Source organism: Dryocola sharpae (genome assembly GCF_051307055.1).
GTDB lineage: Bacteria > Pseudomonadota > Gammaproteobacteria > Enterobacterales > Enterobacteriaceae > Dryocola.
Window position 1 is genome coordinate 2,531,601 of the sequence record NZ_CP149994.1, and the last position, 13,630, is coordinate 2,545,230.

11 protein-coding genes are annotated in these 13,630 nt (G+C 57.5%); 7 read left to right on the plus strand and 4 right to left on the minus strand.

Annotation, left to right across the window (positions count from 1 at the left end; genetic code table 11):
- The first annotated feature begins 33 nt into the window (after nucleotides 1-33).
- The 3 genes from WLO31_RS12125 (at nucleotide 34) to cmoB (ending at nucleotide 2,270) form a co-directional block, all read left to right on the plus strand.
- A complete protein-coding gene (locus tag WLO31_RS12125) occupies nucleotides 34-429 on the plus strand; it encodes an MAPEG family protein (RefSeq protein ID WP_435926852.1) in 396 nt (131 codons plus the stop codon).
- 129 nt (nucleotides 430-558) lie between these two features.
- Nucleotides 559-1,302: a carboxy-S-adenosyl-L-methionine synthase CmoA gene (gene cmoA, locus WLO31_RS12130; RefSeq protein WP_435926853.1), complete on the plus strand. Its 744-nt coding sequence runs from the start codon at nucleotides 559-561 to the stop codon at nucleotides 1,300-1,302.
- Nucleotides 1,299-2,270: a tRNA 5-methoxyuridine(34)/uridine 5-oxyacetic acid(34) synthase CmoB gene (gene cmoB, locus WLO31_RS12135; protein WP_435926854.1), complete on the plus strand. Its 972-nt coding sequence runs from the start codon at nucleotides 1,299-1,301 to the stop codon at nucleotides 2,268-2,270. The genes cmoA and cmoB overlap by 4 nt, the downstream gene beginning before the upstream one ends.
- A gap of 96 nt (nucleotides 2,271-2,366) precedes the next feature.
- Here cmoB and cutC read toward each other — a convergent pair whose 3' ends face one another.
- Complete coding sequence (cutC, locus tag WLO31_RS12140; RefSeq protein ID WP_435926855.1) at nucleotides 2,367-3,116, minus strand: copper homeostasis protein CutC; 750 nt, start codon at nucleotides 3,114-3,116, stop codon at nucleotides 2,367-2,369.
- Between the two features lie 90 nt (nucleotides 3,117-3,206).
- Between cutC and WLO31_RS12145 the strand changes: the two genes are divergently transcribed.
- Nucleotides 3,207-4,346 (plus strand): MalY/PatB family protein, encoded by a 1,140-nt coding sequence (locus WLO31_RS12145; protein WP_435926856.1) that lies wholly within the window; start codon nucleotides 3,207-3,209, stop codon nucleotides 4,344-4,346.
- Between the two features lie 22 nt (nucleotides 4,347-4,368).
- Here the strand turns inward: WLO31_RS12145 and WLO31_RS12150 are convergent, their stop codons facing one another.
- Nucleotides 4,369-4,932 (minus strand): VOC family protein, encoded by a 564-nt coding sequence (locus WLO31_RS12150; RefSeq protein WP_435926857.1) that lies wholly within the window; start codon nucleotides 4,930-4,932, stop codon nucleotides 4,369-4,371.
- A gap of 246 nt (nucleotides 4,933-5,178) precedes the next feature.
- On the opposite strand from WLO31_RS12150, the gene argS reads away from it, so the two are divergent.
- The 3 genes from argS (at nucleotide 5,179) to torA (ending at nucleotide 10,818) form a co-directional block, all read left to right on the plus strand.
- Complete coding sequence (gene argS / locus WLO31_RS12155) at nucleotides 5,179-6,912, plus strand: arginine--tRNA ligase (protein ID WP_435926858.1); 1,734 nt, start codon at nucleotides 5,179-5,181, stop codon at nucleotides 6,910-6,912.
- Nucleotides 6,913-7,168: 256 nt separating this feature from the next.
- Nucleotides 7,169-8,338 carry a NapC/NirT family cytochrome c gene (locus WLO31_RS12160; RefSeq protein ID WP_435926859.1) on the plus strand — a complete coding sequence of 390 codons (1,170 nt, stop codon included), beginning with the start codon at nucleotides 7,169-7,171 and terminating at the stop codon, nucleotides 8,336-8,338.
- Nucleotides 8,338-10,818 carry a trimethylamine-N-oxide reductase TorA gene (gene torA, locus WLO31_RS12165; protein ID WP_435926860.1) on the plus strand — a complete coding sequence of 827 codons (2,481 nt, stop codon included), beginning with the start codon at nucleotides 8,338-8,340 and terminating at the stop codon, nucleotides 10,816-10,818. Before WLO31_RS12160 ends, torA begins: the two co-directional genes overlap by 1 nt.
- Nucleotides 10,819-10,866: 48 nt before the next feature.
- Here the strand turns inward: torA and WLO31_RS12170 are convergent, their stop codons facing one another.
- Both WLO31_RS12170 and WLO31_RS12175 read right to left on the minus strand, forming a co-directional pair.
- Nucleotides 10,867-12,006 (minus strand): glycoside hydrolase family 88/105 protein, encoded by a 1,140-nt coding sequence (locus WLO31_RS12170; protein WP_435926861.1) that lies wholly within the window; start codon nucleotides 12,004-12,006, stop codon nucleotides 10,867-10,869.
- Complete coding sequence (locus tag WLO31_RS12175; RefSeq protein ID WP_435926862.1) at nucleotides 12,006-13,595, minus strand: MFS transporter; 1,590 nt, start codon at nucleotides 13,593-13,595, stop codon at nucleotides 12,006-12,008. The genes WLO31_RS12170 and WLO31_RS12175 overlap by 1 nt, the downstream gene beginning before the upstream one ends.
- Nucleotides 13,596-13,630 lie beyond the last annotated feature (35 nt).

Here is a 13,630-nt window from a genome sequence, read left to right on the forward strand (position 1 = left end):
GCCGTGCTGTAACTGTCCCGATAGGATGTGAGTATGGTAAGCGCGCTCTACGCTGTGCTGGGTGCAATGCTGTTGATTAAGTTTTCTTTCGATGTTGTTCGTATGCGTCTGCAATACCGCGTCTCTTATGGCGACGGTGGCTTTACCGAACTCCAGAGCGCTATCCGTATTCACGGCAATGCGGTGGAGTATATTCCCGTCGCCCTGCTGCTGTTATTGCTGATGGAGATGAACGGAGCGGAAACCTGGATGGTGCACGTCTGCGGCATTCTGCTGATCCTCGGCCGCCTGATGCATTACTACGGTTTCCATCACCGACTGATCCGCTGGCGCCGCTCCGGCATGAGCGCCACCTGGTGTTCTCTGTTGCTAATGGTGCTGGCTAACCTTTGGTATATGCCGTGGGAGTTGGTTTTCTCGCTGCATTAACGCAAAATACGCCCCCTGAGATGCTGGCAAAGCAGGAAAAACCACGTTTTTTCCCGCTTTGTGACTGTCTGTCCAAAATCAATCAATTGATTTTCCTTATTATTTTCTGGTTTGCACGGATTTAACGTTATGTCTGACCGCGATACGCTGTTTTCCGCCCCCATCGACAAACTGGGCGACTGGACCTTTGATGAACGCGTGGCCGAAGTGTTCCCCGATATGATCCAGCGCTCGGTGCCGGGTTATTCCAACATCATTTCGATGATTGGGATGCTGGCGGAGCGTTTTGTGCTGCCGGGCAGCCAGGTTTACGATCTGGGCTGCTCGCTGGGGGCGGCTACGCTTTCAGTGCGCCGTAACATCCAACATGAGGGCTGCAAAATTATCGCTGTCGATAACTCGCCGGCTATGGTTGAGCGCTGCCGTCGCCATATCAATGCGTTTAAAGCGCAGACGCCGGTTGAGGTTATTGAAGGCGATATTCGCGATATCGCCGTCGAAAACGCCTCGCTGGTGGTGCTGAACTTCACGCTGCAGTTCCTCGAACCGCACGACCGCCAGCTGCTGCTGGAGAAGGTTTATAAAGGGTTGAACCCGGGCGGCGCGCTGGTGCTGTCAGAGAAATTCAGCTTTGAAGACGGTAAAGTTGGCGAGCTGTTGTTCAATATGCATCATGACTTTAAACGCGCCAACGGCTACAGCGAGCTGGAAATCAGCCAGAAGCGCAGCATGCTGGAAAACGTCATGCTTACCGACTCCGTTGAAACCCATAAAAAACGTCTCCAACAAGCCGGTTTTGACCATGCGGAATTGTGGTTCCAGTGCTTTAACTTTGGCTCGTTAGTCGCACTGAAATCAGGAGCGCCTTCATGATCGACTTCGGTAATTTTTATCAGCTTATCGCCAGAAGCCCTCTCGCTCCGTGGCTGGAAACGCTGCCTGCGCAAATCGCCACCTGGCAGCGCGAAAACCTGCACGGGCAGTTCAAACACTGGCACAACACGGTTGAGTACCTCCCGGCGCTTACGCCGCATCGCCTTGATCTGCTGCACAGCGTTACCGCCGAATCTCAGGAGCCGCTGAGCGAAGGCCAGCGTCTGGGCATTGAAAAACTCCTGCGCAACCTGATGCCGTGGCGCAAAGGCCCGTATTCCCTTTACGGCGTGGATATCGATACCGAATGGCGCTCCGACCTGAAATGGGATCGCGTTCTGCCGCATATTTCTCCGCTTGCCGGGCGCACCGTTCTGGACGTGGGCTGCGGCAGCGGCTATCACCTGTGGCGCATGATTGGCGCAGGCGCGCAGCTGGCGGTGGGCATCGACCCGATGCAGCTTTTTGTCTGCCAGTTTGAAGCCGTGCGCAAACTGCTGGGCAACGATCAGCGCGCCCACGTGCTGCCGCTGGGTATCGAGCAGCTTCCGGAGCTGAACATTTTTGATACCGTTTTCTCGATGGGCGTGCTTTATCATCGCCGCTCGCCGCTGGACCACCTTTACCAGCTGAAAAATCAGTTAGCGAAAGAAGGCGAGCTGGTGCTGGAAACGCTGGTTGTCGAAGGCGACGAAAATAGCGTGCTGGTGCCGGGCGAGCGCTACGCGCAGATGCGCAATGTGTATTACATTCCGTCCGCGCTGGCGCTGAAAAACTGGCTTGAGAAATGCGGCTTTGTGGACGTGAAGATCGTCGATCATTGCTACACCACCAGCGAAGAGCAGCGCCGCACCAGTTGGCTGACAACCGAATCGCTGGCCGATTTCCTCGACCCGAACGACAGCACGAAAACTATCGAAGGCTACCCCGCCCCGCTGCGCGCCGTGCTGGTGGCGCGTAAGCCGTAACCCTGGCCATAAAAAAAGCCCCAGCAAAGCGCCGGGGCCTGGTACAAGCAAACATCACATTGGGCGACATGATGCGCGGTTAAAAACTTTTTGCGCTCAGGCTGCCGTTTTTGCGGCAGCCAGCACGGCTTTCATTGCGGCCACCACGTCGCCATCAACGCAGTAGCGGTTAAACTCATCGGCTTCAGCATCTGCACTCATCGACACACCCGCTTTGCGGTAGCGCATCACAGAAGCAACGTTTTGCCCTGCGGAGCTGTGCACCTCGTCAACCCCCTGCTCGACAAACTTTTGCAGGTTGCCCAGGCGCACCCCTGCACCCGCCATAATGATTGGAGCACGGGAATGCTGTTTTAGTTCCCTAAGGAGCGAAAGTCCTGCTTCAGCATTCTGCTGCTGGCCGGAAGTAAGGATGCGCGCAACGCCTAAATCGGTTAACTGCTCCAGCGCCAGAACGGGGTTATGGCACATATCAAAAGCGCGATGGAAGGTAACTGCCATGCCGCGGCTGGCCTCCATTACCTGCTGCATACGCGAAATATCTATGTGCCCCTCTTCATCCAGCATGCCGATAACCAGGCCGGGATAGCCCAGCTCACGCACAAAGGCGATATCCTCAAGCATGGTGGCGAATTCACGCTCGCTATAGTAAAAATCGCCGCCGCGCGGACGAATAATCGGGTGTACGGGAATCGAAATTAACCGCTTCACTTGTCGCAGCACGCCTGCTGAAGGCGTTAATCCCCCCTCTTTAGGCGCCGAGCATAGCTCAATGCGGTCCGCTCCGGCCTGCTCAGCCGTCACGGCACAGTCGATGCCATAACAACATATTTCCAGCTTAGTCATTGATTATTCCTTAATAATGCTCTGCTTTACGCTTGTCTCACCGGGTCAGAATGCTACTCTGAAACAACGTTCACAAAGGGGTAATTTATCATGGCATTCAATTTCGACGAAGGGATCGACCGCCGTCACAGCGACAGCGCGAAGTGGAATAAATATGGTAACGACGTGCTACCGATGTGGGTCGCTGACATGGATTTCCGCTCGCCGCCCTGCATTCTGGACGCCCTTCATAAACGCGTGGAGCACGGCGTTTTCGGCTATGGCGGCAGGCCCCATGAACTCATCGACGTGGTGATCGAACGCATGGCCAGCCGCTATCAGTGGCAGATACAACCTGAGTGGATCGTTATCCTGCCGGGTGTTGTTGCGGGATTGAATCTCAGCGTCCGCGCCTTTACCGCAGCCACCGAGGCGACTATCGCGCCAACGCCTGTCTATCCGCCCTTTAAAAAATCCTCGGCTTCCGCACAGCGTCCGCAGCTTAACGTCCCGCTCAAACTCGATAAGGGGCGCTGGATAATGGATTTAGCGTCGTCTGCGCCATCGCTCACCGGCAAAGAAAAATTGCTGATGCTGTGCAACCCGCAGAATCCCGGCGGTACGGTCTATCGTCGCGAAGAGCTTGAGCAGCAGCTGGCGTTCGCGCAGCAGCATGATTTGCTTGTCTGCTCCGATGAAATTCACTGCGACCTGTTGCCTGAACCCGGCGTAAAACATATTCCGTTTGCCTCCCTGAGCGCGGATGCGGAGCAGCGTTCCATCACGCTGATTTCCCCCTCCAAAACGTTCAATATTGCAGGCCTTGGCGCTTCAGTCGCCATTATTCCCAACCCCGAATTGCGCAAAAGGTTTAACCGAACGCGCGAAGGCATTGTTCCGGGCGTGGACGTGCTGGCATTAACCGCAGCAACCGCCGCCTGGCGTGACGGCGAGCCGTGGCTACAGGAGCTGCTGCCATATTTACGCCATAACCGCGACAGGCTCGTTGCCGCCGTCAATGATCTACAGGGTCTGAGGATGACCGCCCCGGAAGCGACCTATCTGGGATGGGTTGATGCAGGCCAGCTTGCCGTTGATAACCCAACGCTGTTCTTTCAGAAGGCCGGGCTGGGCTTCTCGCCGGGGGCAGATTTTGGCGAGGCAAAATTCGTGCGGATAAACTTTGGCTGTACTCTGGCGACGCTTGAAGAGGCAATCAGCCGAATGAAGGCGGCGATCGGCGCGTTATAGCGGCAATCCCCGCCCGCCGGGGTTAAACCTGTTCGCTGGCGACGATCTCTTCAATACTCCACGGATGGAATTTGATCGTGACTTTGCCGTCGGTGACCGCAAGCGTTGGGTTTGGTAAACGTTCGCGCTCCCCTTTTGGCGAACTGGTTTTGACGGAAATGCCCGTCTGGCGTAAACCGGCATCGGACATCAAATCCAGCGCGCGCGCATTCAGCGTTTGCGGGTCGCCAGGCAGTACGATTTCAACGTGTTCCCAGCCTTCGTGCGGATAGCGCTTCTCGCCCGGCCACGGCAGTTCAACAACGGTAAACTTCCAGTGCTCAACGCAGACCGGTTCGTCGAGGCGGAACAGGCAAATGGGTCGATCGTTAATGATATTTTCCGACAGCAGCGTCCCGCATTTTTCAAGGCCGCTGCGCCAGCGCTCCGCCGTAGCATTCTGATGGCAGCGCAATGAAATGTGATCGGCATCAAGCGGTGCAATCTCCAGATCCAGACGCGCGGCAAGTTCCGCTAACGCCTGGGTAAAACGCGGAAGATCCGCCGCAATATCATTCAGTTCTGCAATTGTCTGCCAGTTGGCCATGGCGTCCTCCTCTGGTCGCGAAGGGGCTAATCTACCTTTTTCCGGCAGCTTCACCAACTTCCGCTACGCGGTGAAATGAACGAGTGGTTATTCACTGTACCGTTGATAGTAGTTCAGGGCGCGCAGGACAAGGCTTTTGCTGACGAGGGTGGAAAAATAAAGTTATACTTACGCCCTTATTTTATCCCCCCACGATACGGCTGCCGTAACCTCATGGCGGCCCAAAGCAAAATGTAAGGTATCCCGGTGAATATTCAGGCGCTTCTCTCAGATAAAGTCAGTCAGGCCATGGTTGCCGCAGGTGCGCCTGCGGATTGCGAGCCGCAGGTTCGTCAGTCAGCCAAAGTCCAGTTCGGCGACTATCAGGCCAATGGCGTGATGTCCGTTGCCAAATCGCTGGGCAAGCCGCCACGACAAGTCGCAGAGTCCGTGATCGCTAATCTGGATCTGACCGGGATTGCCAGCAAAGTTGAAATCGCCGGGCCTGGCTTTATCAATATCTTCCTCGAACCTGAGTTTCTGGCGAAAAACGTCGATGCGGCTGTCGCCTCCGATCGCGTCGGCGTAAATACCGTTGCGCCGCAGACCATCGTCGTTGATTACTCCGCGCCAAACGTGGCTAAAGAGATGCACGTCGGCCACATCCGCTCGACGATCATCGGCGATGCGGCGGTGCGCACCCTGCAGTTCCTCGGCCACAAAGTTATCCGCGCCAACCATGTGGGCGACTGGGGCACGCAGTTCGGCATGCTGATCGCGTATCTTGAAAAGCAGCAGCAGGAAAACGCCGGTGAAATGGCGCTGGCGGATCTCGAAGAATTCTATCGCGCCGCGAAGAAGCACTACGACGAAGACGAAGCCTTTGCGGAACGCGCGCGCGGTTACGTGGTGAGGCTGCAGGGCGGCGATGAATACTGCCGCGAGATGTGGCGCAAGCTGGTCGACATCACCATGGCCCAGAACCAGAAAACCTATCACCGCCTTAACGTGACGCTGACCCGCGACGACGTGATGGGCGAAAGCCTCTATAACCCAATGCTGCCGGGTATTGTGGCGGATCTGAAAGAAAAAGGTCTGGCGGTAGAAAGCGAAGGCGCAACCGTGGTGTTCCTTGACGAGTTTAAGAACAAAGATGGCGATCCGATGGGCGTTATCATCCAGAAAAAGGACGGCGGCTATCTTTACACCACCACCGACATCGCCTGCGCGAAATACCGCTATGAAACGCTGCACGCCGATCGCGTGCTCTACTTTATCGACTCCCGTCAGCACCAGCATCTGATGCAGGCGTGGACCATCGTGCGTAAAGCTGGCTACGTGCCGGATTCCGTTACGCTGGAACACCAGATGTTCGGCATGATGTTAGGCAAAGACGGCAAGCCGTTTAAAACCCGTTCTGGCGGCACGGTTAAACTGACCGACCTGCTGGACGAAGCGATGGAACGCGCGCGCAACCTGGTGGCGGCGAAAAATCCGGACATGCCTGCCGCCGAGCTGGAAGCCCTGGCGAACGCGGTCGGCATCGGCGCGGTGAAATACGCCGATCTGTCTAAAAGCCGCACCACGGACTATATCTTCGACTGGGACAACATGCTCGCATTCGAAGGCAACACCGCGCCTTACATGCAGTATGCCTACACCCGCGTGCTTTCCGTGTTCCGCAAAGCCGACATCGAAGAAGCGGAGCTGCTGAAAGCGCCGGTCGTTATTACGGAAGATCGCGAAGCGCAGCTTGCCGCGCGCCTGCTGCAGTTTGAAGAGACGCTGAACGTTGTCGCCCGCGACGGCACCCCGCACGTGATGTGTTCTTATCTGTACGACCTGGCGGGCCTGTTCTCCGGCTTCTATGAGCACTGCCCTATTCTTACCGCAGATTCCGAACAAGCCCGCAACAGCCGCCTGAAGCTGGCGCTGCTGACGGCGAAAACGCTGAAGCTGGGTCTGGATACGCTGGGTATCGAAACCGTCGAGCGTATGTAATGCATGCAGGGGGCGCTTCGCCCCCTGTTTTTCACGGCGGCTCACCTTATAGTTTGCCGACGGCTTTTCCTCCCGCGCTCCCGTATCAAATTTGATTTCTCCCGCTCCCCTATCTTTGCCCGACATCAACTAAACGTGAATTAAATTACTCCTTTAGGGTTAATTCCTTCGTAAAGTCCCTATACTTTGCATGCCTTCATTATCGCCATATAAGAAGCGATATTTCCGCAATGATTTTTCTTTTAAGGGACTTTCTATGAATAAATCAAACCGCTCGCCCAGGCGGCGTATGGCCTGGCTATGGGCGCTGTCGATCGGCGTCGTGCTGGGCGCGATCCTGCTGACCGGCGGTGCCACCGTTATGCATAAAACCAGCGATACGGCGTTCTGCGTCTCCTGCCACTCGATGCGGCAGCCGCTGGCGGAGTATCAGGGCAGCGTTCACTTCCAGAACCCGAAAGGTATTCGCGCCGAGTGCGCCGACTGCCACGTTCCGCACGGTCCCGTTGACTATCTGACTACCAAGGTGATGGCGTTGAAAGACGTCTGGGGAGAGATGACCGGTAAAATCGACACGCCGGAGAAGTATGACGCCCACAAGCTGGCGATGGCGCAAAGCGTCTGGGATAGCATGAAGAAAAACGACTCCGCGACCTGCCGCTCGTGCCACAGCTACGAGGCGATGGACGTGCTGGCCCAGCGCTCCGAAGCGCGCCAGGAGCATCCGGTGGCCATCAAAAACGGTGAAACCTGTATCGACTGCCATAAAGGCGTGGCCCACATTCTGCCGGATATGAGCCAGATCTCGGCCGCGGGAGCCAGTCAACTTTCCGCCGCCGCGGCGAAAATGCCGGAAAACGCGCGCCAGGGCTGGTCTATTGCCACCCAACCCTTCTGGCTAACCCCCGACGCCAGGCAGCATAACGCCGGCAACCTGATGCCCGGCACCGAGGTCAGTATCCTGAAGCGTGAAAACGGCATGATGCTGGCGCAGGTAAGCGGCTGGCAGCAGGACGGCGTTGACGAGGTGTTCTACGCCGCAGCCGGCAGGCGCATCCTGAGCGCGCTTCTCGGCGAGGAGGCGCGTCACCAGGTGAAGCGCCTGAGCAACTACACCGATCCGGAAACCCATCTGATCTGGCATCAAACGGCGCTGCAGGTCTGGCTACCTTCAGGACAGCTTATCGATAACCAGCAGAAAATCTGGGACTACGCCGCCTCCATGATGTCCGCGAACTGCACCGGCTGCCACGGCCTGACCGCCCTCGACCGCTTCAACGCCAACCAGTGGATTGGCGTAATCAAAGGAATGGCGCCCCGCACCTCCCTGGACCAGGAGCAGCTGCGGATTCTGACCCGCTACGTTCAGCAGCACGCCAGCGATATGCCCGCCGTAAATCAGAGCGCCAGTAAGGAGGCACAGTAATGAAAAATAACCGCGATGCGATGCAGATCGGCCGACGCCGTTTTCTGATCGGTACCGCCGCCCTGGGCGGCGTTTCCCTGCTGGGCGGACTCTGGCCCCGCTCTGTTCTGGCCGAGGCCGTAAGCCAGGCGCTGCCGCAGTTTGTGGCGCTGCGCCAGGCGCAAAAAGGCATTCTGACCGGCGCCCACTGGGGAGCTTTTGAAGCCATCGTCCGGGACGGGAAAATGGTCGAAACGCGCCCGGTGCAGGACGATCCCTTCCCGAATGAACTCATCACTATGGCCCCGCACCAGGTCCACGCTCCTAACCGCGTGAAATATCCGATGGTGCGTAAGAGCTGGCTTGAAGGCGGCGCCCGCCATTGCCGTCCTGAACTGCGCGGCTGCGATGAGTGGGTGCGGGTAAGCTGGGACAAAGCGTTGACGCTTGTGAGCGATGAAATTCGTCGCCTGCAAAGCGAGCATGGCCCGCAGTCTATCTACGCCGGCTCTTACGGCTGGAAAAGCGTCGGGATGCTGCACAACAGCCGCACCCTGCTCCAGCGTCTGATGAACCTGACGGGCGGTTTCCTGAGCTACGCGGGCGACTACTCCACCGGTGCCGCGCAGGTCATTATGTCTCACGTCATGGGTTCAATGGAGGTCTACGAGCAGCAGACCGCCTGGCCGAACGTGCTCGACAACACCCAGCTGGTGGTGCTCTGGGGCTGCAATCCGCAGGTCACCCTGAAAAATAGCTGGAACGTGCCGGATCATATCGGATCGGCAGGCTTCGAGGCGCTGAAGAAGAAAGGCGTGCGGGTTATCAGCATCGATCCGGTAAAAAGCGACAGCACCGCTTATCTGGATGCCGAATGGATCGCCCCGCGTCCCTATACCGACAGCGCCATGCTGGTGGGCATCGCCCATAGTCTGATGGCCGAAAAACTGCATGACGCCGATTTCCTGAAAACCTATACCGTGGGCGCCGATAAGTTCTTCGCCTACCTCAGCGGCGAGCAGGACGGCGTGGTAAAAGACGCCGACTGGGCCGCGGCCATCTGCGGCGTGGAAGCCGAAACGCTGCGCCAGCTGGCACGGGATATGGCGAAGCAGCGCACGATGCTCATGGCCGGCTGGGGCATTCAGCGCCAGCATCACGGCGAGCAGCCCCACTGGCTGCTGGTGACCCTGGCGGCAATGCTGGGGCAGATAGGCCTGCCCGGCGGCGGCTTCGGTTTTAGCTACCACTACTCCTCCGGCGGCAGCCCGACCGCGCGCGGCGGCATCCTTGCCGGGATCTCCGCAGGTGACGCGCCGAAGAACAGCCCAACGCCGATCCCTGTGGCGCGGATCGCTGAATGCCTGGCGAATCCGGGCAAAACCATCGACTTTAACGGGGCCAGAGTCACCTATCCGGACGTGAAGATGGTCTATGTGGCCGGCGGCAATACCTTTCACCAGCATCAGGATACCAACGCCCTGATCAAGGCCTGGCAGCATCCGGAAACCATCGTGGTTAACGAGCCTTACTGGACGGCAACCGCGAGGTACGCCGACATCGTCCTGCCAGCGACCACCAGCTACGAGCGTAACGATCTTGAGATGGGCGGCGACTACTCTCAGCTGTATGTCTTCCCGATGCATCAGTGCGTGCCGCCCCAGCACGAGTCGCGCAGCGACTTTGATATCTTTGCGGGCCTGGCCGCAAAACTGGAGGTGCAGGAAGCCTTTAGCGAAGGCAAGAACGAAATGCAGTGGCTGAAGGGAATGTATGACGAGATGAAAAACCAGGCGCGCAACGCGCGGGTGGCTCTGCCGCCGTTCGATATGTTCTGGGCGTCGAACAACTACATTCGCTTCCCGGTGCCGGAGGCGAACAGGCAATGGGTGCGCTTCGCCGACTTCCGGGAAAATCCGCTGCTCAACCCGCTGGGCACCCCGTCCGGAAAGATAGAGATTTACTCGGAAACGGTGGCGAAAATGGGCTATGCCGACTGTCCGGGGCTGCCCGGCTGGCTGCCGCCCCGCGAGTGGTATCAAAGTCCGGAGGCGAGCAGGTATCCGCTTTCGCTCAATACCGCGCACCCGATCAACCGACTGCACTCCCAGCTCGACAATACGCCGCTGCGCGAGAAGTATGCGGTGGCGGATCGCGAAGCTATCTGGATCCATCCTCAGGATGCGAAAGCGCGCGGGATCGCTGACGGTGATTTAGTGCGGGCCTTTAACGATCGCGGCCAGATTCTGGTAGGCGCCGTGGTCACCGGGCGGGTGCGGCCCGGCGTTGTGCGCATCAGCGAAGGCGCCTGGTTCGACCCGGCGGATCCGCGCCAGCCAGGATCGCTGTGTAAGAACGGCAACGTAAACTGCCTGACCTTCGACACCGGCTCATCGCGCCTGGCTCAGGGCAACTGCGGACAGATGGCCCAGCTGGAAATCGAGAAGTATCAGGGACCGGCGCTGAAGAATACCGCCCATGCGGTGCCTGTCGGCGCCTGATAAAAAAAGAGCCGCTTCACGGCGGCTCTTCCTCTTCTGCGCTATCGCTTAAAAGTAGCCGCGCAGATACTCGCCCAGACAAAGGATCGCCATCGCCTGGCCGTAAGGCATGGAAGTAAGAGGAATCTGGCGATAGAACTCCAGGTCGCTGCCCATTCCCGTCCCGAACGACACCTGCAACAGCTCGCCGTCCGCCGAGATGTTTTGCACAATGCCTTTCATCGCCTTTTCAGCCACCTCTTTATAGTCCTGGCTGAGGTAGCGTTTACGGATGCCTTTCAGGATGCCGTAAGCAAAGCCCGCGGTTGCTGAGGCCTCCAGATAAGAATGCGGATCGTCGAGCAGCGTATGCCACAGGCCGCTGTCATCCTGACATCCGGCAAGCGCCGCGACCTGATTTTCCAGCACCTGCACCAGATAGCGGCGCACCGCGTTATTTTCCGGCAAATCAACCAGCTCAAGGAAATCCGGGATCACGATGGTCAGCCAGCTATTGCCGCGCGCCCAGCGGGCGCTGGCAAAGTTATGCTTGCCTTCGTAGCTCCAGCCGTGGAACCACAGCCCGCTTTGCCGATCCATCAGGTTTTGCACGTGCAGCAGAAACTGATAGGTCGCCTCCTCCACGTATTCCGGACGATTCAGCAGCTTGCCAATTTTCGCCAGCGGCAGCACGGTCATCATCAGCGTGTCGTCCCACATCTGCTGATGATTCTCTTCTGCCAGCGTAATGTGCTGCATGCCGCCGTGTTCGGTGCGCGGCATCTCGTACATCGCCCACTCGGCCCAGCTCTCCAGCCACGGCAGGTATGAGGGATCGCGCGTTTCTTCGTAGCGATAAGCTAGCGTCAGGAACGGCGCCATCGTATTGACGTTTTTAGTGGTCGCGCCCTCGGCGAAATGGTCGGCAAACCAGCCGTCGATAATCTCGCGCATCTTCGCATCGCCCGTCTGACGGTAATACTGGTAGATACCGTACAGCCCGACGCCGTGCGTCCACTCCCAGCCTGCCCAGCCTTTAGTGTCGATGACGCGTCCGTCGTCCAGGCGCAGCAGGAACTGGCCGGTTTCATCCTTAATATTGATCAGGTTATCCGTCACCTTGTGGATCAACGTTTTCAGTTCATCCCGGGCGATGAAACGCTCCGGCTGACACAGTAGCGGGCTGTGTTTGACAGGGTAAATAATCATTAACTTAACCTCTGAGTAGCGTTTGAATTCATGGCTGCGGCCTGTTCCAGGGTCGGCGCGGCGGGTTTGTGATGGTTGAGGTAACCAATATTGTTGTTACCCCAAAGATTTTCATAAGGCATACCCGCCAGCATTTCGACGGTGGCGCGGGCTTGCGGCGTGATATCTTCCGGCACCGCGCGATTGGCGGCACGCATTTTCGCCGTCTCCTCACGCAGCACGCTGTGCGTTTGCAGATTGAGCTTAAAGCGCAGGGAAATCAGGAAACCACATACCAGCACGCCAACCGTACCAAAGCTCAAAATCATCAAAATGGTGTGGCTGACCGCAGGAGGCTGGACTGCCTGGCCGGAGACAAAGCCGGAGAGCTGCATGACGATCCCCACCAGCATCACCGCACCGGCCTGCGAAGCTTTACGCGTCAGCGTCATAATGCCCGCAAAGATCCCTTCACGACGCTGCCCGGTGATCACTTCATCCACGTCAGCGATATAGGTGTAGGTATTCCACGGCACATAGTTGATGCCGCCGCGACCCAGACCCGCGATGGCGGAAACCAGCAGCAACAGCGAGAAGACGTCGCTTAATCCCGCGTAATAGAGCACCGCGTAAGAGATGGAGCTCAGGCCGAACAGCACGACGACCATGCGATACGACGGCGCCGGGCCGTATTTGATACACAGCGGGATCATGCCGATCACGGCGATAAACTGCAGAATCGCCATGGTGCCCAGCAGGTTAGAGGCGACGGACGCGCTCTGCATCAGCACGAACACCACGTAATAGGTAAAGACGGCGTTGAACACGTCCTGGGCGATATAGCCGCCCAGATACATCCCCAGATGCTGGCGGAAAATTTTAATACGCAGCGTGGAGGTTAACTCAACGTTCAGACGTTTCATGCTCTGGGCAAAGGTCAGCGTTTTCTTCTCTTCTTCGGCGCGCAGCGCAGCTTCCGTCCACTCGGAGCGTGGCCGCTCCCAGGTAAAGAGCCATACCATGGTCAGCACGATGGCGCACAGGGTGGCGAATACCAGGCTTGCGTAGAAGAAAGAGACCGCGTTGTCTTTGCCAAAATGGTTCAGCAAAATGCCCGGCAGGAACGCCGCCAGGATAGCCGAGAGCTGCGCCATAGAGATACGCGCGCCGGAGAACTTCGTTTTTTGTTTAAAATCATCGGTCATTTCCGGTACCAGCGTTTCGTAAGGCACCAGAATCATGGTGTAGACCACGTCAAAAATCAGGTAAGTCACCAGGTAATACCAGTAACTCATCTCCCCTACCCACATAAAGCTGTAGCTGAAGACTAAAGGGATGCCGAGCAGGATAAAGAATTTACGCCGGCCAAAGCGCCTGCCAAGCCAGGTCGAGCCGAAGTTATCGGTTAAAAAGCCCATCAGCGGACTGACCACGGCGTCGAGCACCCTCGCCATCGCGAAGATAAAGGTCGCTTCAATAGGCGTGAGGCCGCAGAAGGTCGTATAAAAATAAAGCAGCCAGGCCGCCGTCAGAGCTGTCGTTCCGGCCCCCAGAAAATCGCCCGATCCGTAGGCGAGATAATTCGCCAGTCCAATTTTACGTTTTTTCATTGCCGTCCACCCCGTTGCTTTTGTTATGGGAGATT